We start from the raw sequence: 25699 nt of genomic DNA, 5'->3' as shown, positions 1-25699 counted from the left end.
GGCACCTGACGGAAGGCCTCAACTGGAGGGGCGACCGTACGGCGCGTTGCGGCTCCACATACAATGAAAACCGTTATCGTTTGTATGTGATGGAGTCCGACGTGAAGCTCTGCCCCTTCCGCGCCGGCGGTACCCGCCACGGAGCATCGGCATGACCGGCCCGCACGGCGTTCCCGTGGTGCTGGTCAGCGGCGTTCGGGAGAGCGCGATGCCCTCGGCCCGCATGTCACTCCAGCTCGGGTTGCCGGAGGCCGTGTCGGTCCGGCACACCGTTGCCTGCTCACCGATGAGGAACTGATGACCCGCGGCCGGTCCTGGAACCAGCCGTGGGATGGCCTCGAGCCCCGGCTCGGGCCGATCACGCAAGCTGCCTGACCCCCTGTAACCGAACCGACCGAAGGAGCACTGATGGCTGTCCCGAAGCGGAAGATGTCCCGCAGCAACACCCGTTCCCGCCGAGCCAACTGGAAGGCGACCCCGACCGAGCTCGTGCCGCTGCACGTCGGCGGCACCACCTACCGGATCCCGCGCCGGCTCGTCCGCGCCGTGGAGCGCGGGTACATCGACCTGAGCACCCTGACGCCGGCAAGCCGGTGACGTTCGCCCGGAATGGATCCGGGCAGGACGTGAACACCACAGCGCGGAACGGTACGAACAGGCCGCGATGGTGGAATCGATGAGCGCACCCCCTGACCACCTACGTCTACCCGGTCTTCCAGCGATGACTGATTCCTCATGGTCCACCGCATTCGCCCGGCGGTCGCCGGGCGGTCCGGTGTGCCGCCTGGGCCGCGCGGCCGGGGCAGGGCTACCCGGTTTCGGTGGGGCCGACGGGCGTACCGGCGCGGGGTCGGAAGGTTTGCCAGGTCTTCCACAACTCCGCGTAGGTGCCGTCGGCGGCGATCAGGGCCTCGTGGGTGCCGGCTTCGGTGATCCGGCCGTGGGAGAGGACGATGATGCGGTCGCAGGCGGCGGCCTGGGACAGGCGATGGGCGATTATCAGGGACGTACGGCCGGCCAGGGCGGCCTCGGCGGCTCGATCCAGGGGGCCCGCCTGGGTGGAGCCGGCCTCTGCGGTGGCCTCGTCGAGGATGGCCAGTCGCGGGTCGGCCAGGAGCAGCCGGGCCAGGGCCATCTGTTGCGCCTGCGCGTCGGTCAGCGGGAGTCCGCCGTGGCCCACCACCGTGTCCGGCGACAGATCCGGTAGGCCGGTGGCGTCCAGAGCTGTGCGGATGTCGTGATCGGTGGCGTCCGGCGCGGCCAGGGACAGGTTGTCGCGGACGGTTCCGGCGAATACGTGCACCTCCTGAGTGATCACCACGGTGTGGTCGGGGCGGGTCACCGTTCCGGATTCGGGGCGGTGGATGCCGGCGATCACGGCGGCGAGGGTGCTCTTTCCGGCGCCCGAGGGGCCGACGACGGCGACGCGTTCACCGGGCTCGATGTCCATGCTGGCGGCGGTGAGTACGGGAGGAGCATCGCCGTAACGGAAAGTGATGTCGCGGAGATGGACAGCCGTGGTCGCCGGGGCGGACCGTGCTGGCGTGGTGGGGATCAGGACGACGCCGATCATGCGGTTCAGGGAGGCCAGGGCCGACTGGAGGTCGTCGATCACGTACAGCAGCTGGTTGACCGGGCCCAGCAGGCGCAGCACGACGAGCATGGCGGTTGTGGCGGCGCCCACCGTCGACGTTCCGTGGTCGATGAGGACGAAGCCGACTATCAGGACGGTGGCCAGGCTCAGGCATTCGCCCAGGTTGAGGCGGGCGCTGAGCATGCTCTGCACGATCCGGGCGCGCAGTGAGCGCACCGCCACCGCCCACGACGCGCTCATCACCGCGCGGTGCCGCTGGTCGGCCAGCCCGAATCCGAGCACTGTGGCATGGCCGCGCTGGGATTCCAGGATCTGCTGGGCCCGGGCGCTCATCGCCGCGCGTTCGGCGCGGTACACCTGCGGGCCGGTGCGCAGATACCACCGCATGGCCGGCAGGTAGACCGGGAGAACCACGACGAAGGCCGCCGCGTACGGCCACTCCAGCGCGGCCAGCCCGCCCAGTGACACGACGATGGTGCAGGCGGTGACGGTGAACGCCGGGATCACCGCGGGGGCGGCGTCGGCCACGGCGGTGACGTCGTCGCTGGAGCGGGAGATCAGGTCGCCGGTGCCGGCGCGTTCGACGATGTGCTGGGGGAGTGTCATGGCCCGGCCGATGAGGCGTTCACGCAGCGTGGCGAGGATGGTGTGGTAGGTCCGGGTGGCGAGCACGATGGTCACCGCGGTGCCGACCGCGCCCAGGATCGCCGCGAGCGCCATGACGGCGGTGACGATCAGTACCGTGCTCAGGTCGGCGGTGCCCGCCCGCACCCGGTCGACGAGATGTCCGACGGCCACCGGTGGGATCAGGTCGATGCCGGTGCTGACGATGCCGAGCACCCCGGTCGCGGCCAGCCGCAGCCGGTGGCCGAGGCTGAGACGCCACAGCTCCGCAGCGGTCTCCCGGCCGGTCGCCACCGGAAGTCCGGCGCTCATCGCGTGGCCGCCGGCAGCTCGATGACCCGGTCGCAGGCGGCGAGCAGTGCCGGGGCGGAGACGATCAGGAGTGTCGACCGGCCCCGGCGGATGTCGCGCAGGCGGCCGGCGATGGTGTGTTCGGTGACCGAGTCGACAGCTGTCGTCGGGTCGTGCAGCACCAGCACCGGCGCGTCGCCGGCCAGGGCGCGGGCCAGTGCGACCCGCTGGCGCTGGCCGCCGGAGAGCCGGTGCCCGCCCGCACCGACCGGCATGTCGAGATCGGTGGCGAAGTCGTCGCACGCGGCCGCCCGTAACGCGGTGTGAGCTTCGGCGGGCAGGTTGTCCCGCAGGGTTCCGCTGAACACGGTCGCCCGGTGTGGGGCCACGGTGACCCGGGACCGGTATTCAGCCCTCGGTGCCGGGATCCCGTCCAATCGGACCGGGACATCGTCGGCGGCCCACGGATCCAGTAGCGCACCGGCGAGCCGGGCCGCCGTCCGGTCATCGGCCAGGACTCCGACGAACTCTCCGGCGCCCACCTTGATCGCTGTGCCGTCCGGCATGGACACCTCCAGTACGGGAAGGGCCGCCACCTCGCCGGACCCGGTCGTGCGGGGGCCGTCGCCCGGCAGGGCGTCGCGGATGCGCCCGGCCGCGGCGCGGGCCCCGGCCAGGTTGGGGATGGACAGGTTCGCGATCGACTCGATCTGCGGCAGCAGCGCCTGGGTGAGCCCGGCCGCGGCGATCAACTGGCCGATGCTCAGCCGCCCGTCGACGGCGAGCCAGCCGGCCAGGCCCAGCACGGTCGCGACGAACACGCCGGTGACCACCCCCGAACCGGTCAGCAGAAGACCCAGCGATCCGGCATTACGTGAGGCGCCGGTGAGTGTCTCCCGGCTCGCCTGCCGGTACCGCCTGGTCGCCTCGGCACCCGCCCCGAGGCCCTTGACGACCCGGTATCCGGCGACCAGGTCGGTGGCCCGGCCGACGGTGGTGGTCAACAGCTGCTGATAGGCGCGGGTGTCCCGGGAGAACCGCCCGCTGAGCCGGCCCATCAGCCAGACCGCGGCCGGCGCCCCGACCAGCACCGCCAGCCCGAGCAGCCAGTGCGCCGCCACCAGCGACACCGCGATGAACCCGATGGCGGCGATCCGTGCCACCGGCATGATGCCGAGCAGCACCCCGTTGGCCAGCCGGGCCACATCGCTGGTCATCACCGAGACGACACCACCGTCCGGCGCCCGGGTGCCGCCGTGCAGCACCCCGGCCGACAGCGTGTGCCGGAGCCGGTGCTGCACCAGCTGCACCGCGTAGGCGGTCAGCCGCAGGGACAGCTTCGCCGCCGAGGTCAGCGCGATGTATACGCCGATCAGCACGCCGAGCCACAGCGCCAGCCGGCCGGGGTCGCCGGTGGCCAGTGCCCGGTCGATCGCCAGGCCCATGATCACCGGGACCGCCGCCTCGCCGACCTGCCAGACGATCGCCAGCAGCATCGCGGGCACACTGACCCGCCGCACCGACAGGATCACCCGCAGCAGGAACCCCGGTGCCGTCTCGTACGGCCGGACGTCGAGCGGTTCGGCGGGCGTGTCCAGCAGGACCGGCAGCCGGCGGGTCAGCGGCCCCCGTCCCAGCCCGGCCGGGTCGGCGGATCTCACAGGCGCCTCCGGGCCTCGGTGAGCAGCAGCCGGCCGAGATAGCCGCCGCCGAGCATGACGGTGATGATGCCGACCGGCAGGGGAGTGGGCGCGACGTGCTGCGCCAGGTGGTCCGCCGCCAGGCACAGCAGCGCGCCGACCAGGGCCGCCGGGCCCAGAGTGATCCCGGCGGTGCGGGCCAGCCGCCTGGCGATCTGCGGCGCGACCAGGGAGACGAACGCGATCGGGCCGGACGCGGCGGTGACCGTCGCGGTCAGCGCCACCCCCACCACGATCAGGGCGAGGCGGGTGGCCGGGACGCGTACCCCCTGGGCGGCGGCCGCGTCGTCACCCAGCTCCAGCTGCCGCATCGGCCGGCTCAACAGTGCCGCCGCCAGCAGCAGCACGGCGATGCAGGCACCGCCGATCACCACGCGATCCCACGACATGCCGTTCAGCGATCCGGCACCCCACGCGGCCGCGGCCATCGCCTGCTCCAGTTCGGCCTTGAGGATCAACCAGGTGTTCAGCGACTGGAGCATGGCCGAGACGCCGATCCCGACGACGATCAACCGAAAACCCCGGACCCCTTGCCGGTACGCCAGCAGGTACACGACCAGGGCGGTGGCCATCCCACCCGCCAGCGCACCGGCGACCAGCTGCGTGTACGTGCCGTCGACCACCAGGATCACGATCAGCGCCCCGGTGTACGAGCCGTGCGCGAAGCCGATCACGCCGGGGTCGGCGAGCGGGTTGCGCAGCATCGACTGGAAGACCGCCCCGGACACCCCGAGCGCGGCGCCGAACACCACCGCCGCCGCCACCCTCGGCAGCCGCCACTCGACCACGATGTCGTGCACGAGCCCGGTCTGGCCGCCGGCCAGGGCGGAGAGCACCTGGCCGGGGCCGAGCCGGTACGAGCCGGTCATCAGCGCGAACACCGCCAGGCCCGCCACCGTCAGGGCGAGCACCGAGCAGACCACGACCGTACGCCATGCGAGCTGGACCGCGACCCCGCGGCGCCGCAGCACCAGGGTCCGCCGCCCGTTCACAGGCCGCTCACGTTCCGGCGCCGCACCAGCGTGATCAGCACCGGGGCGCCGACGAACGCGGTGATGACGCCGACCGGGATCTCGTTCGGGTGCATGACCAGGCGGCCGAGGACGTCGGAGGCCAGCAGCAGGATCGGGGCCAGCAGGACGCTGTAGGCGAAGATCCAGCCCTGGTGCGGGCCGGCGATCCAGCGCGCCACGTGCGGCACCATCAGCCCGACGAAACCGATCGGCCCGGCCAGCGCGGTCGCCCCACCGGCCAGCAGGGTCAGTGCGATGACGGCCAGCACCCGGATCCGGGCCAGCCGGACGCCCTGGGCGGCCGCCAGGTCATCGCCGAGCGCCATCGCGTCGAGCGGGCCGGCCACCACGACGGCCAGGATCAGCGCCACCACCAGGAACGGCAGCAGCGGCCACACCAGGTCCAGGGGCCGGCCCACGATCGAACCGGCGTTCCAGGCCCGCATCGCGTCGAACGCGTCCGGGTTGGTCAGCTCCAGGGCCGACCCGGCGCCGCGGAGCACCGCACCCACACAGACCCCGGCGAGCACCATGACCACCGGTGACCGCCCCTGCCGGGTCGACCCGAGGGCCAGCACCATCAGGGTGACCAGCAGCGCCCCGGCGAACGCGAACCACATGTAGCCGCCGATGTCGCGGATCCCGAGCACCCCCACGGCCACCGTCACCGCGAACGAGGCGCCCGCGTTGATGCCGAGGATGTCCGGGTCGGCCAGCGGGTTGCGGGTCAGCGCCTGGATCAGCGCGCCACCGACCCCCAGCGCCGCGCCCACGGCCAGGCCGACCATGGTGCGCGGCAGCCGGTAGTCGCGGATCGCGAAGTGGTCGATGTCGGCGGCCGGATGGAACAGGGCGTCCCACACCACCGACGGCGCGATCGCCGTCGACCCGACCAGCACGCTCAGCACCAGCAGGACCAGCAGCGTCGTGACCGCGACGGCCAGACCGATCAGACGCCGGCGCGGTCCGGGCACCGTGACGGCACCCGGACCGGCCGGACGTGCGGCGAGCGCTGTCACTCCTTGGTGGGCAGGGTGGCCAGGGCGGCGTCGAGCGAGTCCAGGTAGCGCAGGACCGGACCGTACGAGTTGTTGCCGGGGCAGAACAGGCCGAGCGCGCGACCGGAGCCGACGGCGGGCAGCGCCTTCCACGTGTTGCTCTCGGCCACCGGCGCGAACGGCTTGGTCGGCCGGCCCTGGGCGTCCACCGGGTAGGTGATCACGTCGTACTCGGAAAGGCTCTTGATCTGCTCGAACGGCAGGGACGTCCAGCCCAGCGGGTCGGCGCCGGCGGCCGCTCGGGGGAAGTCCATGTCGATGTCGCCCTGGGCGATCTCGACACAACCGAAGTCGGCGATCGAGAACGTGCCGGGGTCGGAGCTCTCCCAGCGGTCGACGTTGACGAACTTCGTACTGTCAATGATCTTGCCGTAGGTCTGCTGGATCTTGGCGACCTTGGCCTCGAACTCGGTCTTCTGCCCGGTCAGTCCGGCCGACACGTTGCCGGCCTCGGCCAGCCCGCCGGCCAGCTCCTTCCACTCCACGTCCAGGCCCCAGAAGACGGTCGGGGCGACCGACTCCATCTGCTTCTTGATCAGCTCGAACTCGCTGGCCGGGAGCTGCGCCAGGATCAGGTCCGGCCGCAGGCCGGCGAGCTTCTCCATGTCGACCTGGTCGCCGCTGGAGCCGAGGACCGTGGCCTTGTCGTACGTGGCCTTCTGCTCGGCCGGGATCAGACCGAGCTCGGAGGCGGAGATCTCGGTGACCCCCACCGGCGTGCCGCCCATGTCGATCAGCGGCAGGGTGGTGTTGCCGATCGTGACGATCCGCTGCGGCGCGGCGGGGATCTCGATCGTGCCGTTGCCGGCGGTGACGGTGCGCTTCTCCGCGGCCGCGGGCGCGCCGGTCTCCTCGCTGTCGCCGCCTCCACAGGCGGACAGGAAGAGTGTGGCGCTGAGCAGGGCGGCAGCCCATCGCAGGGATCTCATGACTGTTTTCCTTCGTTGGTGACGAGTTCGTAGACGGTGGTGCCCCAGCCGACGCTGTGCCGTGCGGCGTGGGCGAGGCCGGCCCGGGTGATGACGGCGTCGAGCTCGGCAGCGGTACGCAGCCCGGAGCCGTGCACGGTGAGGGCGAGCAGATCCGCCTCACCGTCGTGCTCGTCGTCGCCCCGGTAGGTGTCTTCGATCAGCAGCACCCGGCCGCCGGGCAGCAGGTTCCCGGCCGCCCGGCGCAGGGCGTGGGCGGCATCCGCGTCGGGCAGGTTCTTGAACGCGCGGATGACGAACACCACGTCGGCCGGCGGGCTCGGCTCGAACACCGACTGCTCGACCACATCGACCCGGGCACGTTGCGCCTCGTCGGGGATGGTGTCGGGCAGGTCCCGGCGCAGCCAGTCGGCCTGTGCGGGCAGTGCGCAGATCGTCACGCGCAGACTGTCGTGGGTGGCGACGAACTCGCGGGCCTGCGCACCGGCGCCACCGGAGTGCAGCACCAGATGCCTGACCCCGTCGAGCAGCCCGGACTTGGCGATCGGCTCGGCCAGGGTGGCCTGGAATCTCGCCAGGCGATCGAGGTAGCGGTCCTCGTAGCTCTGCTCCGCGCGGACGTCGGTGAAGGTCTGGCCGGTGACCGTGCGGTAGGAGGCCTGCCCGGTGCGGATCGACTCGGTGAGCCCGAGGAGGCCGAGCATCTCGCGTCCCACCACTCCGGCGGGGTGCAGGCGGTCGGCCATGAAGTCGAGGGTCAGCACCTCACCGACCGGGGTCAGGCCGTAGTGGCCCGGTCCGGTTTCGGTCAGGACGTCGAGGGCGTGCAGGTAGCGCAGCAGTTTGCCGAGTGCCCGCCGGTCGGCTCGCACTTCGCCGGCCAGATCCTCGATGTCGTTCATTCCGCGGGAGATCAGCTCGGGGACGCCCAGCTCGACGGCGGTGCGGATGGCGATCGGCGCGACCAGTTCGGTCAGATCGTGCAGCTTCTCGAACGGGGTCTGGGTGCGTGGCAGGGTGACGATGTCGCCGCGGCGCCAGTAGCCGGTGAACTCGATGTCCGTTTTCGGCATGCCCCGGTCCTCGACCAGATGGCGCCGGATGTCGCGGACCGCCGAGTGCTCCCCGGCGATCCAGGCGAAGGGGCGGCCATCCCACCAGCCGAGGTTCGTGACCGCGTCCGTGAGGGACGATTCGAGCCAGGTCACCTCGACGCCCGGCAACTCGCGCAGCTGTTGACGATGGCCCGGCTCGGTGATCTGGATGAGCACCCGCGCCCGGAGGCCCGGGCCGGCCTCGTCGAGCAGCCGGCCGATCGCGGGCAGTGCGGTCTCGTCGCCGGCCACCAGCAGCCAGTCCGCCCCGGTCGGCAGGGCCAGGGAACCGCCGGGGCCGGCCAGGTGGACGCGGTCACCCGGCTCGGCGCGGTACGCCCAGGTCGTCGCCGGGCCCACGCCGTGCTTGACGAAGTCGACGTCCAGTTCGCCGGTCTCCGGATCCCAGCGGCGTACGGTGTAGACCCGCGACAGCGGCGGCGGGTTCCTCGGCACGTCGATACCCGTCGCCTGCTGCACCGGCAGCACCGGCTCGGTCTGGCCGGGGCGGCAGAACGCCAGCCGGATGCTGTCGTCGAAACCCGTCGACGCGAAGGCCGGCTGGGGGAAGCCGTTGGCCGAGGTGAACGCGCCGAGCTGGGCCCCGGCCAGGGTGACCCGGCGCATCCCCGGGGTCAGGTCGGCCACCCGGACGACGTGGACCTCCCGCAGGGTCACCGGTCGTACGGTCAGTTGGCGTGCGGTCTTCGGCATGCTGCGGTGAAACCCTTCGTCTCGGCTGCCGATAAGGTTAGGCTCACCTCACCTCCGATGTTGTGCGTAGATCGCCATATAGTTAGGACGTGGAACCGCCGGCGATCCCCCCGATCCGGGCCAGCGGCTCCTGGGATCAAGCCGAGCACCTGCTGTTCTGGGTGCGTACCGGCACGGCACTCCTCGGCGTGGAGGGCCATCCGGAGTTCCGTCTCACCGCCGGTGAAGGCGTCTGGATCCCGGCCGACGTCGGCAACCACTGGACGGTCGTCACCGAACCGGGCACCGTCGCCTTCCCCCTGCTCATCCACCCCAGAGCCGGAGCCTCGTCGCAGCCCCGGCGCTTCGCGGTGCCCGACGGCTGGCAGGACTGGCTGATCCAGCACTTCAACCTGGGGGTCACGCCACTCACCGGGCACGGATACTCCCAGGACGTGCTCACCGGTCTCTTCCACGGCACCGGGGTCGCGCCGCCGCCCATGCCGCGCGCCCGCGGAGCCCGGCAGGTCGCCGACGAGTTGGTGCGGAACCCCGCACTCGCACACACCGTCACCGCATGGGCGGCCCGGGTGCCGTCCAGCCCGCGCAGCCTGCTCCGCGACTTCCGCGCCGACACCGGGCTGACCTTCGAACAGTGGCGGGTCCGCTGCCGGCTGAACGCGGCCGTACCGCTGCTGGCCGCCGGATACGGCGTCGACCAGGTCGCCGTCCGGGTCGGGTTCACCAGCCGCAACGGGTTCACCCGGGCCTTCAAGCAGCAGTACGGGTCGACACCCCACGAGTTCAGCCGGGCACTCACCCCGGCCGCGGCGTTGCAGGCCGACGACCTGGTCACGATGGTGCGGCGCACCGCACCCGCGGCACTTCCGGCGACCCGCACGGCCGTGCACACCAACGACACCCATGTGTTGTGCTGGGCGTACCGGGGCAGCGGCTACCTGGACACCGCCGACCGCCGCTACGAGTGGGGCCGGGGCGGCGCCATCTGGATCCCGGCCGGCCTGGAACACACCACCGGCGTCCACGAGAACTCGATCACCCTGCCGCTGGGCAACGCCACCACCGACGACCTGCGGTTGACCGAGCCGTTGCAGGCCCAGTTCTCCCCGGCGTGGGACGACCACCTGATGTTCTGCTCGATCAGCGCCCGGACCCCGGTGCGCCCCGAGGGCTACGACCCCAGCCGTGTCCTGGACCTGTTCGCCGATCAGGTGGCCGCGCAGCGCGCGTTGTCGGTGCCCATGCCGACCGACCCGCAAGCTCGGGAGGTCGCCATGGACTACTTGAGGCGCATAGGCAGGCCAGGAGCCGAGGCGCCGCCCGGCGTGAACCGGGCGTTCCGCGAACAGACCGGCATGACCCTGACCAGGTGGCGTTACGCGGCCCGCATGCGAATAGCCCGGGACCTGCTGACCGGCGGCGCCAAACCGTCAGCCGTGGCACGCCGGGTCGGTTACGCCCACCTGCCGACGTTCAGCACCGCCTTCTCCCGCTTCCACGGCCTCTCCCCGCGCGAATACCAGGACCGGGAGACCAGACCCGGACCGGCATCGCGTACGCCGTGATCAACGCTCGTGACCGCCGGCCCCCACGGCCGGTGACGACGCGGCCCAGGAGGCCAGCAGCCGCAGCGCGTCCTCGGTCGGCGAGCCCGGCCGGGCGGCGTACACGGTCATGGTGAGGTCGGGGTCGGCGCGCAGATCCATGCTCTCGTAGGCCAGTTCGAGGTCGCCGACGACGTGGTGGTGGAAGTGCTTGACGCCGCTGCCGTGCGTGCGGACGTCGTGGGCGCCCCAGCGGCGGCGGAAGTCGTCACTGCGGGTGGACAGCTCCCCGACCAGGTCGTGCAGCCCCTTGTCGTGCGGATCCTTGCCGGCGGCGGTGCGCAGGTTGGCCACGCTCATGTCGGCGGCGGCGTCCCAGTCCGGGAAGAAGCGGCGGGCGGCGCCGTCGAGGAAGGTGAACCGGGCGAAGTTCGGCGGGACCGCCGAGCCGGCGTGGTTCGGCGCGGTCGCCGAGCCGGCGAAGAGGTCGCTGTACATCGCCCGGCCGAGATGGTTGGCGGCGAGCAGATCCGAGCGGTTGTTGCCGACGAGAGGCCCCGGCGAGGGCGCCGCGTTCGAGTTTCGCGTAATACTCCACGCTCATGCCGGCCAGCGCGGCGACCTCACTACGGCGCAGGCCGGGCACACGTCGCTGCCCGGCGGCCGGCAGCCCGGCGCGCTCCGGGGTGATCCGCGCACGGCGGGAGGTGAGGAACTCGCGAACCTCGACTCGATTGTCCACGCCTCGACGGTACGACCGATCCGGCCACCCTACGGTGTACTGGGAGTACACCCATCAGGAGTGACTTCTCCCCGCCGGGCCGCACCGGTGTGCTTGCCGCATGACCACGATCGCCGCCGTTTCGCACCGGGTCGCCGCCGCACTCCTGGCGGCTGCCGTCACCGCCGTGCCGGCCGGGTGCGCCATCCGCCCGCAAGTCCCGGAGACACCGCCCGCCGCGCCGGGCCCGGTGCCGTGGACGCCGCTGGTGCTGCGGTTCGGCGACCGGGTCGCGACCGCGACGCTGCACGACACCCCGGAATCGCGGCAGCTGGTGGCGATGCTGCCGGCGGACGTCGACATGAAGGACGTGTGGGCACAGGCCAAATCGGGACGCCTGCCCGGGGAGTTGACGGTGACGAGCAACGCCGTCGTCCACGACCCCGTCGCCGGAGACGTCTACCTGTGGCCGCGCAGCGGGGTCGTCGCCGTCTACTACGACGACCTCGGTCAGACGGTGCCCGACCCGGGTCTCGTCCGCCTGGGCGTGATCAGCGCCGGCCTGGACTCGCTGGCCGCCGCCGGCGAACGATTCACCGTGCGCATCGAGCCGGCCCCGGCGGACGGCGCGTGACCGCCACCGGCGAGGCCCGGGTCGAGGACCGGCCCGAACCGCACGGCACGCGCCGGGCCGGGCTCACCGCCGGCCTGGTCGCCACCGTGATCGCGCTGACCGCGATCGCCCCGCTGGCCACCGACATGTATGTGCCCGCCTTCCCCGCGGTCGCCGCCGATCTGTCGGCGACCGCGACACAGGTGCAGCTGACCCTCACCACCTTCTTCGTGGGCATGGCACTGGGCCAGCTGATCGGCGGGCCGGTCTCCGACCAGCGGGGCCGGCGGCGCCCGCTGATCGCCGCGATCCTGCTGATGAGCGCCGCGTCGATCGTGTGCGCTCTCGCCCCGTCGACCGGAGTCATGATGGCTGCCCGGTTCGTACAGGGCTTCACCGGCGGCTGGGCGATGGTGGTCGGCCGTGCGGTGATCGTCGACCTGGCCACCGGCGCCCGGCTGGTCCGCGTACTGAACCTGGTCGCGGGCATCGGCGGGATCGCACCCGTCCTCGGGCCGCTGCTCGGCGCGGTCATCCTGCAACTGTCCGGCTGGCGGACGTCCTTCTGGGCGGTCGCCGCCATGGGGGTGGCCATGACGGCGGCCGTGGTGATCGCGGTACCGGAGTCGCTGCCGCCGGAACGCCGGCACCGCGGTGGTCTGCGGGCGTTCGCCGTCGCCGGCCGGCAGGTCCTCGGCCGTCGCCGCTACGTCGGGTATCTGCTGGTCAGCGGATCGGCGATGGGTGCGCTGTTCGCCTATGTCGCCACGTCGGCGTTCATCCTCCAGTCGATGAACGGCATGTCGCCGATCGCCTACTCACTCGACTTCGCCGCCAACGCCGCGGGCATGACGGTGGCCGCCCTGATCGCCGCACGTCTGGCCGGGCGGGTCGCCACCCACCGGGTGATCCTCACCGGGCAGATCGCCGCGCTGGGCGCCGGAGTGGCGATGCTGGCCGGCGCGCTGTGGTTCGGAACGCCCCTGCTCCTGGCGGTGCTGTGCTTCTTCGTGCTGATGACCGCCCAGGGGCTGATCGGCCCCAACGGCGGGGCGCTCGCCTCCGCCGAGGTGCCCGAACATCCCGGCACCGGCTCCGCGGTCCTGGGCTTCGTCCAATGGGTGGCCGCCGGTGTGATCGCCCCGATCGCCGGGCTCGGTGGCGAGCACACCGCCGTTCCGATGGCACTGCTCATGATCGGCGGGGCCGGGCTGTCCATGCTCGGGCTGCTGGTGCTGGCCCGGCCATCCACCACCGGGTGACGTATCGGCCCGGCGGGACCGGACGGCGCTCCCGATCACCGCCGGCGGTCGACGCCAGGCAGAGGGCCGGCCTTGATCGCGACCTTGTCGTCCAGCGTGACGGTCCGGCCGGAGATGGTGATGACCAGTGCGTTCGTCTGGCCCGGCCCGGCGATGAACCGGACGAAGGCCCCGTTGGCGCCGGCCACCTCGGCTTTGGCGGTGGTGGCCGCCTGTGCCGGTGCGGCGAACAGGAGCGAGCCGGTCACGATCGCGTGAATGAACATCCGATCCCCCGATCATCGTCTTATGTCGACCGGAGCCTATGGGGGCGGTGCCCCCGATCGGGGTAGACGGCTGATGAACACTGTCCCTCCCGGAAGGATGACCGATGAACCCGGCACAGCGGATGACCGACGCCGCCACGGCGTGGCTGGACCGGCTCGACGGCGAGCAGCGGGCCGCCGCCCAGTTCCCGTGGCCGTCCGAGGAGGAGCGGCGCCGGTGGTACTACACGCCGACCGATCACGGCGGGCTCGCCCTGGCCGGCATGCGGGCCGCCCAGCAGAGCCTCGCCATGCAGCTGCTGGCCGCCGGGATGTCCCGGGCCGGGTTCGTGACCGCGTCGACGATCATCGGCCTGGAGAACGTCCTCGATCAGGCCGACGGCTGGAATGTCGGCTGGGAGCGGGAACGCGGCCGGGATCCGCAGCTCTACTGGCTGCGCGTCTTCGGTGAGCCCGGCATGGACCGGCCGTGGTCGTGGCGGTTCGGTGGCCATCATGTCTCGGTCCAGCACCTGATCCTGGACGGGACGGTCCAGGCCGGCACGCCGTGTTTCCTCGGCGCCGACCCGGCCGAGTCACCGCTGCTCGGCGGGCATCTGCTGCGTCCGCTCGGTGCCGCCGAGGATCTGGCCCGCGACCTGGTCCGGTCTCTCGACGACGCCCAGGCCGGCCGGGCCGTGATCAGCCCGGCCGCCCCGGTCGACATCGTCGGCGGCAACCGTTCCGAGATCCGCGACGGCGACCGGCTCATCCCGCTGCCCGACGTGTGGCGTGGCGAGTTCCGGGATCCGCGGCTGCGTGAACGGCTCGCCGCGGCCCACGACGAGGCCGAACGCAAGGCCGGTTTCGGCCCGGAACACCATGAGGCGGTCGCGCTCACCACCGTGCCGAAAGGCGTGCCCGGCGCCGACCTGACCGCCAGCCAGCAGGAGATGCTGCGCGCGCTGCTGGACGTGTTCATCGGCCGGATCCCCGAGGAACTCGCCGAACGGGAGGCCGCCAAGTTCGCCGGGGACCGCATCGGCGGGGTGCACTTCGCGTGGGCTGGCGGCGTCGAGCGGGGACAGCCGCACTACTACCGTCTGCAGGGGCCGCGCCTGCTGGCCGAGTACGACAACACCCAGCGCGACGTGAACCACGTACACACCGTGTGGCGCGACCCCGGCGGCGACTTCGGCGCAGACGTCCTCGCCCGTCACCTGGCCGCAGCGCACGTTCCGCCCGCGTGGTGAGTTCCGGCGCGGAGCGGACCGGAACTCACCACGCGCGGTACGCCCGTCAGTGACCGAAGACGTCCGAGTCCTCGACCACCGACTCGCCCTGGTCGAGGGCGTCCAGGGCCACCATCTGCTCGGCGGTCAGGGTGAAGTCGAAGACGTCCAGGTTCTGCCGCAGCCGGGCCGGATCGGCCGACTTCGGGATCGGCAGCAGGCCGGCCTGCACGTGCCAGCGCAGCACCACCTGCGCCGGGGTGCGCCCGATCAGCTCGGCGATCTCGGTGACCACCGGCAGATCCAGCACCGGGACGCCCTGCCCACCGAGCGGCGACCAGCTCTCGGTGACGATGCCGTGCGCGGCGTGGAAGGCGCGGGCGCCGGCCCGGGTGGACACCGGGCTCAGCTGGATCTGGTTGACGTCGGGGGCCACCCCGGTCGCCGCGATGATCCGCTCCAGGTGGGCGGGCTTGAAGTTGCTGGTGCCGATGGCCTTGACGGTGCCGGTCTCCAGCAACGCGACCAGACCCTCCCACGCCTGCACGTACCGGTCGTGGCCCGGGTTCGGCCAGTGGATCAGCAGCAGGTCCAGGTAGTCCAGCCCGAGCGCGGCCAGACTCCGCTGCGCCGCCTCGGCGACCAGTTCACGCCCGTGCCACTCCTTGTTGAACTTCGAGGTGACGAAGATTTCGCTCCGCTCCACCCCGGAGGCGCGAAGACCGCGCCCGACACCGACCTCGTTGCCGTACGCCTGGGCGGTGTCGATCAGGCGGTATCCGGCGGTCAGGGCGTCGGCGACCACCCGCTCGGCGTCCGTGTCGTTCAGTGGCCACGTCCCGGCCCCGATCCGCGGGATCTCGGCACCGTGCAGCAACTTGATCTTCTCGGTCATGGGCAAAGCCTACGGACCACCCCGCGATCACCTGATCGGACCATCCCTCGCATCGACGGACCGCGATACGTTCAGGGCGACTGAACACTCAACACGTGGGGAGAACTCATGCGCGGGAGAACACTCGTCGCGGTCGCCGCGGCCCTGACCCTGGTCGTCGCCCAGCCCGCACCGGCCAGCGCCGGACCACTCGACGACGTGCTCGCCAAACTGCTGGTCAAGCAGGTCAGCGGCGCGAGCGCCAAGAAACACCTGGACGCTCTGCAGCGCATCTCGGACGCCAACGGTGGCAACCGGGCGGCCGGCACCTCCGGCTACCGGGCCTCCCGCGACTACGTGGCCGGCAAACTGCGGCGGGCCGGATACCACGTCACGCTCGATCCGATCAACTTCGTCGAGTCGTGGACCGAGGACAGCCCGCCGGTGCTGGACGTCACCGCGCCGACGAGCAGGTCCTTCGTACCCGAAGAGGATTTTCTGACCTTCCAGCCCTCACCCGCCGGGGACGTGACCGCGCAGGTGCAGGCGGTCGACCTCACCCTGCCGCCGTCGCCGGAACCGTCCTCGACCAGCGGCTGCGAGACCGCCGACTTCGCCGGGTTCGTGGCCGGCCGGATCGCCCTCGTGCAGCGCGGCACCTGCGCGTTCGTCGACAAGATCCGTAATGCGGCGGCCGCCGGGGCCTCCGGGATCATCGTCTTCAACGAGGGGCAGCCCGGCCGCACCGACGCCTATCCGCTCGACCTGGGTGAGTGGCGGGCCGGCATCCCGATGGTCTTCGCCGACTTCGCCGTCGGCAACGAACTCGCCGCGACACCCGGTGTCACCGTCCGGCTCAAGGTCGACTCGACGCTGACGCTCGGCACGGATCACAACGTGATCGCCGAGACCAGGCTCGGTGACCCGCGCAACGTCGTCATGGTCGGCGCCCACCTGGACAGCGTCCCGGAAGGCCCCGGCATCAACGACAACGGCTCCGGTACCGCGGCGATCCTGGAGACCGCGGAGAAGATGAGACACTTCCCGGTCCGCAACAAGGTGCGCTTCGCGTTCTGGGCGGCCGAGGAGATCGGGTTGCTCGGCTCCGACCAGTACGTCGCGGACCTGACCGCCGCCCAGCGCGACCGGATCAAGCTGTACCTCAACTTCGACATGGTCGCCTCACCCAACTACGCGATCAAGCTGTACGACGGCGACGACTCCGACCAGGAAGGCTCCCCGGCCGGGCCGTCCGGATCCGCGCAGATCGAGAAGCAACTCGAGGCCTTCTTCGACTCCCGCGGCATCGGCCACGTCGGCACCGACTTCGACGGCCGCTCCGACTACGGCGCGTTCATCGCCGTGGGCATCCCGGCCGGTGGCATCTTCACCGGCGCCGAGGGCATCAAGACCGCGGAGGAGCAGGCCCTGTTCGGTGGCACCGCCGGAGTCGCCTACGACAGCTGCTACCACCAGGCCTGCGACACCATCACCAACGTCAACCTGACCGCGCTGGACGTCAACACCGACGCCATCGCCGATTCGGTCGCCCGCTACGCCGTCAAGAGGTTGACTGCGTCGTAGATCGTCGAGTCGTGTCAACAACAGCGCAACAACCTACTCGTACTCGCCGCCGCCCGTCCTGGTGGAGGGTGGCCGCCGCGCTGTTGTTGACCGCCGGCGCGTTCGAACTGGCCCGCCGGCAGTTCCCGGAACTGTCGGCGCTGTCAGTCGCCGCGCGCATCATGAACCCGTGGTGGGCGCTGCTCGCCGTCCTCGCCGGCACCACCTCTCAGCTGGCCTTCTCCTACCAGCAGCGGGCCCTGCTCGCCGCCTTCGACGTGGACCTGCGAAGACGTGACGCGATCGCCCTGACCTACAGCGGCGGCGCGATCAGCATGGTGGCACCGGCCGGCGCCGCGGTCTCGGCCGCCTACACCTTCCGGCACTACCAGAAACGAGGGGCGACGGCGGCGGTGGCCACGGTGGTCACCCTGCTCTCCGGTGTCATCTCCGTGCTGTCACTGATCATCTTGTACGGGGTAGGCCTGCTCGTCGCGGTCCTCCTGCCGGCGGTGAAGTGGGAACCCGCCGGCACCGACGCCCTGATCGTCATGGCGGTGATCGCCGCCCTGACCGTCGTGGGCTGGCACTTGCGGCGGGTCGGCGCGCGGCTGCTCACCCGATGGGCGGTCACCGCCCGGCTGGTCGTGGAGATCCGGCGGGCCACCCGGGCCGCGCGTGCGGTGCGTGGCCGGGAGTGGGCGGTGGTGACCGCGTACGCCGCCGGGAAGTGGGCTCTTGATCTGGCCTGCCTGATGGCGGTGGCCGCCACGTTCGAGGCCGACATCGGCTGGCTGCGGCTGGCCGGCGTCTACCTGACCATGCAGGTGGTGCGGCAGGCGCCGCTGACTCCCGGCGGCATCGGCCTGATCGAGGCGTCCCTGCTGGCCGGCCTGGTCACGGCCGGCGCCACCACGGCCACCGCCCTGGTCGTCGTGCTGTCCTACCGCCTGATCACCTTCTGGCTGACCCTGCCCGCCGGCATGGCCGCCCACCTCTACCTGGGTGCGGCCCGTCCCACTTCTCAAGCCGTCGGGTGAGCGGCGCGCAGGGCGGCGATCCGGGTGGTGATCTCGTCGGCGTCTCCTTGGCCGCGGGCCAGGTGAACAGGCCACCGGAGACGACGTCGATCGGCAGGTCGGGGTGGCGGGCGGCGACCTCACGGATGGTGGTGGCGAAGCCGTGGCACCAGCCGCAGTAGGCGTCGAAGACGTAGACGAGTCGCAGGGGAGATCCTGCCGGTCACCCGGGTCGTCCGAGCGCTCCACCAGCCCGCCCGCCTCCATCCGGTCCACCAGCCGGGTCACACCCCCGGTGGTCAGCACCTGCTCCTGCCCGAGCGCGCGCATGGGCAGCCCCGCACCGTCGGACCGGCCGAGGATGAGCAGCACCTCGTACATCAGGTGGCTGATCCCGCACTGCTCCTCCAGGGCCCGGCCGAGGATGTACTCCAGACGGTTCGCCGCCCCCAGCAGCCGCCCGAACCCGAGCACCAGCTCGTCGTCCGCTGCCTGCGAGAAGTCTCTGCCTCTGAGCGTCACTTCTTGCAGGGCGGAGAACCCTTGCCGTCGTACGTGCCCGGCTCCTGGTGGAAACCGGCCACGAGGCGGCCCGCTCGCCGTGGGCCTCCCGGACGTTCATCACCGTCAGGGAATGAAGGACGCTTCCCCGGAGCCCTTGGATCGGACCGAGCGTTGACCGGCACTCACCATTCGCCGGCGCTCTCGTACTTCTGAAGGAGCTCAGCCCTTTCCCGATCACCGAGGGCACTAGCCAGGGCGCCGCTGCTGAGACCATCACCCCTCAATCGGAGGAGTTCAGTCCCTTCCCGATCTCCGAGGGTGAGGGCGTGACCCGCGGTGCCGTGGTCGCCCGGTCGGCTGATGCTCGCGGCGGCGCGTTTGCCCGTACCCGTACCTGTTCCGGTGCCTGTCCCGGTCCCGCCGCCGTTGCCACTGCCGTTGCCACTTCCGTTGCCGTTGCCACTGCCACTGCCGGTGCCGCAGTTGCAGGTACAGCTGACGTTGTCAGCCAACTGGTCCTTCGCCCCGAGCCCGATCGAGACGGCATCTGGCGTCACCCACGCGTCGAGCCCCGCGCCAACCGTGCCTCCGGACGTGGTGAGACGGAGGGTGTGAGGGGCCGACTGCTCGATCTGCAGCACACCGATGCCACCGGCCGCCGGCCGCCGATCACGCCCGGCGATCAGCCCAGGATTCCCCATGGGGTCATCCGCCAGCAGGGCTGTACTCAAAGTGTCGGGCCGGATCGGCCGGACCGGGCCGGGGCCGACATCCGGTGTGTCGGTCGCGCTCGACAACGGCGGCAGCCCGTCCGCCTGAGCAGCACCCGGAGTGAGCAGCAACGCCCCCGCGACGATCCCGGAGGCAACCAGAAACGCGTGCATGACAGATCTCCTGACGATGTCCTCACTGGATACGCGATCGACGCTATTCCCGCGGGTCACCACCGGGACCGGAACCCGCAATCCCGCACCCCACCTGGCGTCCCGGCACCCCACATCGGCACTGACGGCAACCCGGAGACGCGGAACAGTCACCCCCGCATGGCCCTTTCGGGCCATAGTCTCCAGCCTAGGCACCCGCCCGCCGCAGGCGAAGTCCGCGCACGGCAAACATCCCCGGCCGGTCAACTGAGGCATACTTCCGTGCCGGAGCCCCATTTCGCGCCGCGTCGTATCGGAGGGCCAGTATCCGGCCGGATCGGTCCCGGAATTCCTGCCGCGGCACCGGATGGGCGATGCCGTGCGGCTTCAGCGCCCGGGTCGGAGCGACACCGGATATCCTGCACCGGCGATGAGAACGCGTGCTTCCATGACGGCTAATAGGGCTGCAGGAGTCGCCGTACGCTATTGCCGGGTTCGTCCTGGTCGATGAAATCTCGGCGTTTCGGTGCGTTGTCCGAATGCGCGTAGGCTCGCCGCCATGACCGTGGAGGCTTCCGGCGATCTCGGGCTCGGCGCGTGGCGCCGGGACCCGGGCACGGTGGTGCGCCGGGATGTGGGGCTGCCGCTGGGTGACCCGGTTCCGGCGGCGATCCTGGCCGAGTCGGAGACGCCCGGCGCGGCGACCGAGTGGGAGCCGCACACGCATCCGGTCGACGAGCTGGTGTGGGTGCGCGGCGGGACGATGACCTCGCGGATCGGCAACCGGCTGTTCACGGTTCCGGCTGGGTCGGGGCTGTGGCTGCCGGCGGGCACCGTGCACGGTGGCCGGGTGACCGCGGGCGCCGAGTTGCATTACGCGTTCTTCGCGCTGGGGCGGGCGCCCGCGGTGTTCCGTGGGCCGGCGCTGGTCACCATCACTCCGCTGCTGGACGCGCTGCTGGTGCGGCTGGCCCGCCGGGACCTGGAGGTGGGGGAGCGGGAGCGGACCGAGGCGGTGGTGTTCGACGTGCTGGAGCCGGCCGGGCGGCAGTTCGCGCTGGACCTGCCGGGTGATTCGCGGATCGATGTGATCGCCGAGGCGCTGCTGTCCGATCCGGCGGACCGGCGGGGGCTGGAGGAGTGGGCGGATCAGCTGGGTGTGAGTGATCGCACCATCACCCGGGCGTTCCAGTCGGCGACCGGTCTGTCGTTCGCGCAGTGGCGGCAGGCGTTGCGGGTGCACCGGGCGCTGGCGTTGCTGGCGGAGGGGTCGGATGTCCGGGATGTGGCCGAGCGTCTGGGTTACGCGCAGCCGAGCACGTTCATCGCGGCGTTCCGGCGGGTGCTGAAGGTGACGCCGGGGGCGCTCGCCAAACGCGGGTGATGTCCGGAATCCCGTATCAGGTGTCGTGACCTCGGGATTGCCGACAAGTTGATCATCACCTAGCCTCGATAAGGCAAGGCAACCCTTACCTGAGGATGCCACTGTCCCGGGATGCGGAGCCGAACCATGCCCACCACCTCAGTTCTGCATGGCCGCGACCTCCTGCTCCGGTACGGGCGGACCACCGTCGTGCACGGCGTGTCCACCGTGCTGGAACCCGGCCGGGTCACCGCCCTGGTCGGCCCGAACGGCAGCGGCAAGTCCACCCTGCTGCGGGCCCTCGCCCGGCTGCACCCCGTACACGACGGCGAGATCACCGTCGGCCACCCGCCCCGGCCGGTGGCACAGCTCAGCTCCCGTGACTTCGCCCGCGAGGTCACCCTGTTCACCCAGTCCCGGCAGGCCCCACCCGGCCTGACCGTCCGCGAGGTGGTCGCCTTCGGACGTCACCCGCACCGGCGCCGGTTCGCCGGACCCGGCCCCGACGACCAGGCCGCCGTCGACCGGGCCATGCGCCTCACCGGCGTACAGGACAAGGCCGGCCGGCCCGGCGGCGAACTCTCCGGCGGTGAGATGCAGCGGGTCTGGCTGGCCGCCTCGCTCGCCCAGGAGACCGGCGTCGTCCTGCTCGACGAACCCACCAACCACCTCGACCTGCGCTACCAGATCGAGACCCTGGACCTGGTCCGCGACCTCGCCGACGAGCACGGCGTCGCGGTCGGCATCGTCCTGCACGACCTGGACCACGCCGCCCGCGTCGCCGACACCCTGCTGCTGCTCTCCGCCGGCCGCGTCCACGCCGCCGGCGACCCCCTAGAGGTGCTCACCGCCGAGAACCTCAGCGCCGTCTACGGCCTGCGAGTCGAGGTCGGCACCGACCCGCTCACCGGCCGCCTGCGCATCGACCCCGTCGGACGGCACCCCGTCCGCTACCGCACCACCGTTTCCGGAGAGAAGAAGTCCGCATGATCACTTTCAGCCGTCTCGCGGCCACCGCGGCGACACTCACGGCGGTCGCCGTCACCGCCTCGGCCTGCGGGACCACCGACGTCGCCGAGGTCACCTCCGCCGCCTCGGCCGCCCCCGCCTCGCAGAGCTGCGCCGACGACACCACGACCACCGCCACCGGCCCGGTGGAGATGACCGACGGCGTCGGCCGCACCGTCAAACTCGACAAGCCCGCCCAGCGCGTCGCCGTCCTGGAATGGCAGCAGACCGAAGACCTGATCACCCTCTGCGTCAACCCGGTCGCGGTGGCCAGCCCGGACGGCTACCAGCAGTACGTCACCGCCGAGAAGCTGCCCGAGGGTGTGGCCAGCGCCGGCGAGCGCGGCGAACCCGACCTGGACGCCCTCTACGCCTCCAACCCCGACCTGATCGTCATGGAGGTCTACAAGGCCGACGACGAACTGCTCGCCAAACTGGAGAAGCGCGGCGTGCCGGTGCTGGCCACCGTCGGCGCCGACGCCAAGGGCCAGATCGCCAACATGAAGAAGGTCTTCTCCATGATCGGGCAGGCCACCGGCCGTACCGAACGGGCTGATCTGGTTCTGAAGGACTTCGACGCGCACTTCGCCGCGGCCAAGGAGAAGCTCGCCGCCGCCAACGTGCCGGCCACCAAGTTCCTGTTCTTCGACGGCTGGATCGAAGGCGCCAACGTGGTGATCCGCCCGTACGGCAAGGGTGCGCTCTTCACCGAGATCGGCGAGCAGCTCGGCATGACCTCGGCCTGGACCGACGAGATCAACTCGGCGTACGGCAGCGGCGGCGTCGACCCGTCCTACGGTCTCGCCCAGACCGACATCGAGGGCCTGACCGCCGTCGGTGACGCCACCCTGTTCTACGCCAACGACGGCACCGCCGAGAACTACGTGACCGAACTGGAGAAGAGCCCGATCTGGAAGGCGCTGCCGTCGGTCAAGGAGGGTCGCGCGCACTCCTTCCCGAACAGCGTCTGGGGCGCCGGTGGACCCAAGTCCAACGAGCAGGCGATCGACGCGTACGTGAACATCCTGACCTCGAAGTGACAGAACTCCGCGCCCGTCGCGGCGTCAGCGGGGCGGCCGTACTGGCCGCCCTGCTCGTCGTGGTGATCCTGATCGGTCTGTGGCACATCACCCAGGGCACCTCCGGCGCCGGCGTCACCGACCTGCTGCGCTACCTGGCCGGCGCCCGCGACGACATCGGCGGCGTGCCGATGACCGACCTGCTGGCCGGCTCCCGTCTGCCGCGCCTGCTCGCTGGAGTCGCCGTCGGGGTGGCCCTCGGCGCGGCCGGGGCACTGCTGCAATCGGTCACCCGTAACACCCTCGCCGCCCCGGACACCCTGGCCGTCACCGCCGGCTCCTACTTCGCGCTGTGCGCGGTCGCCGCGTTCGGGCTGGCTGTCCCGGTGTGGGCGTCCGGCGCGGTCGCGTTCGCCGGTGGTCTGCTGGCCGCCGCGCTGGTGCTCGGACTGGCCGGCACCGCGGCCGGGACCGGCACCACCCGGCTGATCCTGGCCGGGTCGGCGGTGGCGATGGCCCTCGACGCCGGTGCCGCCACCCTGCTGATCCTGTTCAAGGAGAGCACCACCGGCCTGTACGCGTGGGCCAACGGCTCCCTCGCCCAGCTCAACCTGGACGCCGCCACCCGGGCCGCCCCGGTGATCGTCGCCGCGCTCGTCGGCGCGGTGCTGCTGGCCCGGCGGCTCGACGTGCTCGGCCTCGGCGACGACACCGCCGCCACCCTCGGCGTGCCGGTGCGTGGCACCCGGATCATCGCCGTGCTGTGCGCGGTCCTGCTCACCGCCATCGCGGTCACCCTCGCCGGGCCGATCGCGTTCGTCGGGCTGGCCGCCCCGGTCGCGGTACGCCTGGCCGCCCGCAAAGTGTCCGCGCTGAACCGGCACGGCTTTCTGATCCCGGCGTCCGGGCTGGCCGGGGCGCTGCTCGTGCTGCTCGCCGATGTGGTGCTGCGGGCGGTGCTCGGCGCGCAGGCCGCCGCGTCGATCCCGACCGGTATCCCGACCGCGCTGTTCGGTGCGGTGGTCATCGTCGTTCTCGCGATGCGGTTGCGGGACGTGGGCGTGACCCCTCGGGCGTATGTCGCGGTACGGTCGGCGCGCTGGTTCCGCACCGTGCTCGCCGTCGCCGTCGTGCTGCTGGCCGGCGCCGCCGTGGTGGGGCTGCTGTCCGGGACCCTGATGCTGCGTACCGGCGATGTGCTCCTCTGGTTGCAAGGGACCGCGCCCGATCTGATCGCCCTGTCCCTCGACGACCGGGCGCCCCGGGTCGCGGCGGCGATCACGGCCGGGGCAGCATTGGCGCTGGCCGGGACGGTGGTGCAGGGGACGGTCCGCAACCCGCTCGCCGAGCCCGGTGTCCTCGGGATCACCGCCGGAGCCGGTCTCGGTGCGGTGGCCGTGGTCACCTCGGGGTGGGGCGGACGTCCGGTACTGATCACCCTCGCCGTGCTGACCGGGCTGGCCACCTTCGGGGTCATCGCCCTGCTGGCGTGGCGCGGTGGGCTGCTGCCGGACCGGTTCCTGCTGATCGGGATCGGCTGCGGTTACGCCCTCAGCGCGGTCAGCACGTTCCTGCTGCTGCGCGCCGACCCGTGGGACACCCCGCGGATCTTCACCTGGCTGTCCGGAACGACCTATGGCCGGGAGTTCGGTGACGTGCTCCCGGTGGCGGTGGCCCTGCTGGTGGCGGCGCCGGTCGTGTTCGGCATGCGCCGCCAGCTGGACCTGTTGACCATCGATGAGGACACCCCACAGATCTTCGGCGTACGCCGGGAGCACACCCGCCTCGCCCTGCTGACCGTGGCGGCGGTGGTGGCCGCGGTCAGTGTGGTGGCCATCGGTGTCGTCGGGTTCGTCGGCCTGGTCGCCCCGCACCTGGCCCGCGCCCTGGCCGGCGTCCGGCACGGCCGGATCATCCCGGTCGCGATGGTCCTCGGCGCCCTGTTGGTCTGCGTGGCCGACACCCTCGGCCGCACCGCCATCGCCCCGTCCCAGATCCCGGCCGGCCTGATGATGGCGCTGGTCGGCGCCCCGTACTTCGTGTGGCTGCTGCACCGCTCCCGCGGCTGATCCCATCCGGCCCCCCCGGTGGATCGGCTGCTTCAGGGGCGGACCTCGCCCTGGCCGATCGTCACGAGTGCGCAGGCCAGCAGGGCGAGACCGGTGACGATCAGGCCGCCTTCGCGGAACAGGGAGCCGGTGAGTGACACGAGCAGACCGGTGGTGGCCAAGCCGGTGACGAACGTACGCATCAGCACTCCTTCGACGGGTTCGGCCCCCCACGCTCGTACCGGCCGATGGTGTTCTGCCGTCGATGGGACGACGATGTCGTGACGATTGTGAAAATAGGACTGTCATGGGTTCGGGAACTGTCCGTCACGGCAGGCCGGGAGGGTGGGGATCGGGACGAGCTGGGGAGGACGGGTATGAACACCGAATCCGGGATTCTGATGCGCCTCGGGGACAGCGGCCAGATGCTGGCCGACCAGGATCAGGACATCCGCGGCTACCGGGTGGTCGACCGGGACGGCGTCGAGATCGGCAAGGTCGACGACCTGATCATCGACCACGGGCAGCGGAAGGTGCGGATCCTGCGGGTCCGGCACGGTGGGCTGTTCGGGGTCGGCGGGACGTCGCTGTTCCTGCCGGTGGAGACCGTCGAGCACGTCGCCGAGGGACTGGTCATGATCGGCCGGTCGCGGGTGCAGGTCGCCAAGGCGCCCGAGTATGACCCGGATCTCGTCGACCGGGACGAGAGGATGGGTGCGCTGTACGACTATTACGGATACGCGCCGTTCGGTGCGCCCGGCTATCTTCCGCCGGCCCGGGGGCTCTTCCGCTGAGATTTGACTT

22 protein-coding genes and 3 pseudogenes are annotated in these 25699 nt (G+C 71.5%); 13 read left to right on the top strand and 12 right to left on the bottom strand.

Features of this window, described 5'->3' with window-relative positions; all coding sequences use genetic code 11:
• The first annotated feature begins 408 nt into the window (after window positions 1–408).
• Window positions 409–597, top strand: a complete 189-nt coding sequence (rpmF, locus tag ACQ0O7_RS09570) for a 50S ribosomal protein L32 (protein WP_430781498.1) — start codon at window positions 409–411, stop codon at window positions 595–597.
• A gap of 211 nt (window positions 598–808) precedes the next feature.
• On the opposite strand, the gene ACQ0O7_RS09565 is transcribed toward rpmF, so the two are convergent.
• From ACQ0O7_RS09565 to ACQ0O7_RS09540, 6 genes are read right to left on the bottom strand one after another with little or no spacing between them, the layout of a single operon-like run.
• Entirely contained in the window at window positions 809–2530 is a 1722-nt protein-coding gene (locus ACQ0O7_RS09565) for an ABC transporter ATP-binding protein (protein WP_430781496.1), read from the bottom strand.
• The gene (locus tag ACQ0O7_RS09560; RefSeq protein ID WP_430781495.1) at window positions 2527–4170 is read right to left on the bottom strand and encodes an ABC transporter transmembrane domain-containing protein; all 1644 of its coding nucleotides are present in this window, start codon (window positions 4168–4170) and stop codon (window positions 2527–2529) included. The genes ACQ0O7_RS09565 and ACQ0O7_RS09560 overlap by 4 nt, the downstream gene beginning before the upstream one ends.
• Window positions 4167–5201, bottom strand: a complete 1035-nt coding sequence (locus ACQ0O7_RS09555; protein WP_430781493.1) for a FecCD family ABC transporter permease — start codon at window positions 5199–5201, stop codon at window positions 4167–4169. The genes ACQ0O7_RS09560 and ACQ0O7_RS09555 overlap by 4 nt, the downstream gene beginning before the upstream one ends.
• Window positions 5198–6196, bottom strand: a complete 999-nt coding sequence (locus ACQ0O7_RS09550; protein WP_430781492.1) for a FecCD family ABC transporter permease — start codon at window positions 6194–6196, stop codon at window positions 5198–5200. Before ACQ0O7_RS09550 ends, ACQ0O7_RS09555 begins: the two co-directional genes overlap by 4 nt.
• Window positions 6197–6237: 41 nt before the next feature.
• A complete protein-coding gene (locus ACQ0O7_RS09545; RefSeq protein WP_430781491.1) occupies window positions 6238–7209 on the bottom strand; it encodes an ABC transporter substrate-binding protein in 972 nt (323 codons plus the stop codon).
• Window positions 7206–8981, bottom strand: a complete 1776-nt coding sequence (locus tag ACQ0O7_RS09540) for an SIP domain-containing protein (RefSeq protein WP_430781490.1) — start codon at window positions 8979–8981, stop codon at window positions 7206–7208. Before ACQ0O7_RS09540 ends, ACQ0O7_RS09545 begins: the two co-directional genes overlap by 4 nt.
• Before the next feature lie 125 nt (window positions 8982–9106).
• Here ACQ0O7_RS09540 and ACQ0O7_RS09535 point away from each other — a divergent pair, with 125 nt between their 5' ends.
• Entirely contained in the window at window positions 9107–10582 is a 1476-nt protein-coding gene (locus ACQ0O7_RS09535) for a helix-turn-helix domain-containing protein (RefSeq protein WP_430781489.1), read from the top strand.
• Here the strand turns inward: ACQ0O7_RS09535 and ACQ0O7_RS09530 are convergent, their stop codons facing one another.
• On the bottom strand, window positions 10583–11059 hold the full coding sequence (locus ACQ0O7_RS09530; protein ID WP_430781488.1) for a hypothetical protein: 477 nt from the start codon (window positions 11057–11059) through the stop codon (window positions 10583–10585).
• A 344-nt stretch (window positions 11060–11403) separates the two neighbouring features.
• Here ACQ0O7_RS09530 and ACQ0O7_RS09525 point away from each other — a divergent pair, with 344 nt between their 5' ends.
• Window positions 11404–11916 (top strand): cyclophilin-like fold protein, encoded by a 513-nt coding sequence (locus ACQ0O7_RS09525; protein ID WP_430781487.1) that lies wholly within the window; start codon window positions 11404–11406, stop codon window positions 11914–11916.
• Window positions 11913–13157: a multidrug effflux MFS transporter gene (locus ACQ0O7_RS09520; protein WP_430781486.1), complete on the top strand. Its 1245-nt coding sequence runs from the start codon at window positions 11913–11915 to the stop codon at window positions 13155–13157. The genes ACQ0O7_RS09525 and ACQ0O7_RS09520 overlap by 4 nt, the downstream gene beginning before the upstream one ends.
• A 35-nt stretch (window positions 13158–13192) precedes the next feature.
• Here the strand turns inward: ACQ0O7_RS09520 and ACQ0O7_RS09515 are convergent, their stop codons facing one another.
• Window positions 13193–13423, bottom strand: a complete 231-nt coding sequence (locus ACQ0O7_RS09515; RefSeq protein ID WP_430781485.1) for a hypothetical protein — start codon at window positions 13421–13423, stop codon at window positions 13193–13195.
• A 104-nt stretch (window positions 13424–13527) separates the two neighbouring features.
• Here ACQ0O7_RS09515 and ACQ0O7_RS09510 point away from each other — a divergent pair, with 104 nt between their 5' ends.
• On the top strand, window positions 13528–14655 hold the full coding sequence (locus ACQ0O7_RS09510; RefSeq protein WP_430781484.1) for a DUF3500 domain-containing protein: 1128 nt from the start codon (window positions 13528–13530) through the stop codon (window positions 14653–14655).
• 46 nt (window positions 14656–14701) lie between these two features.
• Here ACQ0O7_RS09510 and ACQ0O7_RS09505 read toward each other — a convergent pair whose 3' ends face one another.
• Window positions 14702–15529, bottom strand: a complete 828-nt coding sequence (locus tag ACQ0O7_RS09505; RefSeq protein ID WP_430781483.1) for an aldo/keto reductase — start codon at window positions 15527–15529, stop codon at window positions 14702–14704.
• Between the two features lie 108 nt (window positions 15530–15637).
• On the opposite strand from ACQ0O7_RS09505, the pseudogene ACQ0O7_RS09500 reads away from it, so the two are divergent.
• From ACQ0O7_RS09500 to ACQ0O7_RS09490, 3 genes and pseudogenes are all read left to right on the top strand, one after another.
• A pseudogene (locus tag ACQ0O7_RS09500) lies at window positions 15638–16324 on the top strand (PA domain-containing protein); the annotation flags it as partial.
• Window positions 16325–16393: 69 nt separating this feature from the next.
• Window positions 16394–17056: pseudogene (locus ACQ0O7_RS09495) on the top strand (M28 family metallopeptidase); the annotation flags it as partial.
• 47 nt (window positions 17057–17103) lie between these two features.
• Window positions 17104–18111: a lysylphosphatidylglycerol synthase transmembrane domain-containing protein gene (locus tag ACQ0O7_RS09490; RefSeq protein WP_430781481.1), complete on the top strand. Its 1008-nt coding sequence runs from the start codon at window positions 17104–17106 to the stop codon at window positions 18109–18111.
• Between the two features lie 210 nt (window positions 18112–18321).
• Here the strand turns inward: ACQ0O7_RS09490 and ACQ0O7_RS09485 are convergent.
• Both ACQ0O7_RS09485 and ACQ0O7_RS09480 read right to left on the bottom strand, forming a co-directional pair.
• A pseudogene (locus tag ACQ0O7_RS09485) lies at window positions 18322–18471 on the bottom strand (MarR family transcriptional regulator); the annotation flags it as partial.
• Window positions 18472–18776: 305 nt separating this feature from the next.
• On the bottom strand, window positions 18777–19478 hold the full coding sequence (locus tag ACQ0O7_RS09480; RefSeq protein ID WP_430781480.1) for a hypothetical protein: 702 nt from the start codon (window positions 19476–19478) through the stop codon (window positions 18777–18779).
• 538 nt (window positions 19479–20016) lie between these two features.
• Between ACQ0O7_RS09480 and ACQ0O7_RS09475 the strand changes: the two genes are divergently transcribed.
• The 4 genes from ACQ0O7_RS09475 to ACQ0O7_RS09460 all read left to right on the top strand — a co-directional run bounded on the left by ACQ0O7_RS09475 (window position 20017) and on the right by ACQ0O7_RS09460 (window position 24916).
• Complete coding sequence (locus tag ACQ0O7_RS09475; RefSeq protein ID WP_430781479.1) at window positions 20017–20841, top strand: helix-turn-helix domain-containing protein; 825 nt, start codon at window positions 20017–20019, stop codon at window positions 20839–20841.
• A 111-nt stretch (window positions 20842–20952) separates the two neighbouring features.
• Window positions 20953–21810: an ABC transporter ATP-binding protein gene (locus tag ACQ0O7_RS09470; RefSeq protein WP_430781478.1), complete on the top strand. Its 858-nt coding sequence runs from the start codon at window positions 20953–20955 to the stop codon at window positions 21808–21810.
• Window positions 21807–22868: an ABC transporter substrate-binding protein gene (locus ACQ0O7_RS09465; protein WP_430781477.1), complete on the top strand. Its 1062-nt coding sequence runs from the start codon at window positions 21807–21809 to the stop codon at window positions 22866–22868. Before ACQ0O7_RS09470 ends, ACQ0O7_RS09465 begins: the two co-directional genes overlap by 4 nt.
• Entirely contained in the window at window positions 22865–24916 is a 2052-nt protein-coding gene (locus ACQ0O7_RS09460; protein ID WP_430781476.1) for an iron ABC transporter permease, read from the top strand. The genes ACQ0O7_RS09465 and ACQ0O7_RS09460 overlap by 4 nt, the downstream gene beginning before the upstream one ends.
• 32 nt (window positions 24917–24948) lie before the next feature.
• On the opposite strand, the gene ACQ0O7_RS09455 is transcribed toward ACQ0O7_RS09460, so the two are convergent.
• Window positions 24949–25098 carry a hypothetical protein gene (locus ACQ0O7_RS09455; RefSeq protein ID WP_430781474.1) on the bottom strand — a complete coding sequence of 50 codons (150 nt, stop codon included), beginning with the start codon at window positions 25096–25098 and terminating at the stop codon, window positions 24949–24951.
• A gap of 174 nt (window positions 25099–25272) precedes the next feature.
• Between ACQ0O7_RS09455 and ACQ0O7_RS09450 the strand changes: the two genes are divergently transcribed.
• Window positions 25273–25689 (top strand): PRC-barrel domain-containing protein, encoded by a 417-nt coding sequence (locus ACQ0O7_RS09450; protein ID WP_430781473.1) that lies wholly within the window; start codon window positions 25273–25275, stop codon window positions 25687–25689.
• The last annotated feature ends 10 nt before the right edge of the window (window positions 25690–25699 follow it).

The organism is Actinoplanes sp. G11-F43, assembly GCF_050589265.1.
Lineage (GTDB): Bacteria > Actinomycetota > Actinomycetes > Mycobacteriales > Micromonosporaceae > Actinoplanes.
The sequence above is the reverse complement of the archived record's forward strand: the minus strand, read 5'-3'. Positions and strand labels throughout refer to the sequence as shown.

Excerpts from the sequence above, each read along its gene's own strand:
- ACQ0O7_RS09505 (WP_430781483.1), bottom strand. The coding sequence starts at position 15,529 with ATGACCGAGAAGATCAAGTTGCTGCACGGTGCCGAGATCCCGCGGATC.
- ACQ0O7_RS09530 (WP_430781488.1), bottom strand. The coding sequence starts at position 11,059 with ATGTACAGCGACCTCTTCGCCGGCTCGGCGACCGCGCCGAACCACGCC.
- rpmF (WP_430781498.1), top strand. The coding sequence starts at position 409 with ATGGCTGTCCCGAAGCGGAAGATGTCCCGCAGCAACACCCGTTCCCGC.
- ACQ0O7_RS09470 (WP_430781478.1), top strand. The coding sequence starts at position 20,953 with ATGCGGAGCCGAACCATGCCCACCACCTCAGTTCTGCATGGCCGCGAC.
- ACQ0O7_RS09545 (WP_430781491.1), bottom strand. The coding sequence starts at position 7,209 with ATGAGATCCCTGCGATGGGCTGCCGCCCTGCTCAGCGCCACACTCTTC.
- ACQ0O7_RS09465 (WP_430781477.1), top strand. The coding sequence starts at position 21,807 with ATGATCACTTTCAGCCGTCTCGCGGCCACCGCGGCGACACTCACGGCG.
- ACQ0O7_RS09480 (WP_430781480.1), bottom strand. The coding sequence starts at position 19,478 with ATGCACGCGTTTCTGGTTGCCTCCGGGATCGTCGCGGGGGCGTTGCTG.
- ACQ0O7_RS09525 (WP_430781487.1), top strand. The coding sequence starts at position 11,404 with ATGACCACGATCGCCGCCGTTTCGCACCGGGTCGCCGCCGCACTCCTG.
- ACQ0O7_RS09515 (WP_430781485.1), bottom strand. The coding sequence starts at position 13,423 with ATGTTCATTCACGCGATCGTGACCGGCTCGCTCCTGTTCGCCGCACCG.
- ACQ0O7_RS09450 (WP_430781473.1), top strand. The coding sequence starts at position 25,273 with ATGAACACCGAATCCGGGATTCTGATGCGCCTCGGGGACAGCGGCCAG.
- ACQ0O7_RS09475 (WP_430781479.1), top strand. The coding sequence starts at position 20,017 with ATGACCGTGGAGGCTTCCGGCGATCTCGGGCTCGGCGCGTGGCGCCGG.
- ACQ0O7_RS09565 (WP_430781496.1), bottom strand. The coding sequence starts at position 2,530 with ATGAGCGCCGGACTTCCGGTGGCGACCGGCCGGGAGACCGCTGCGGAG.
- ACQ0O7_RS09510 (WP_430781484.1), top strand. The coding sequence starts at position 13,528 with ATGAACCCGGCACAGCGGATGACCGACGCCGCCACGGCGTGGCTGGAC.
- ACQ0O7_RS09455 (WP_430781474.1), bottom strand. The coding sequence starts at position 25,098 with ATGCGTACGTTCGTCACCGGCTTGGCCACCACCGGTCTGCTCGTGTCA.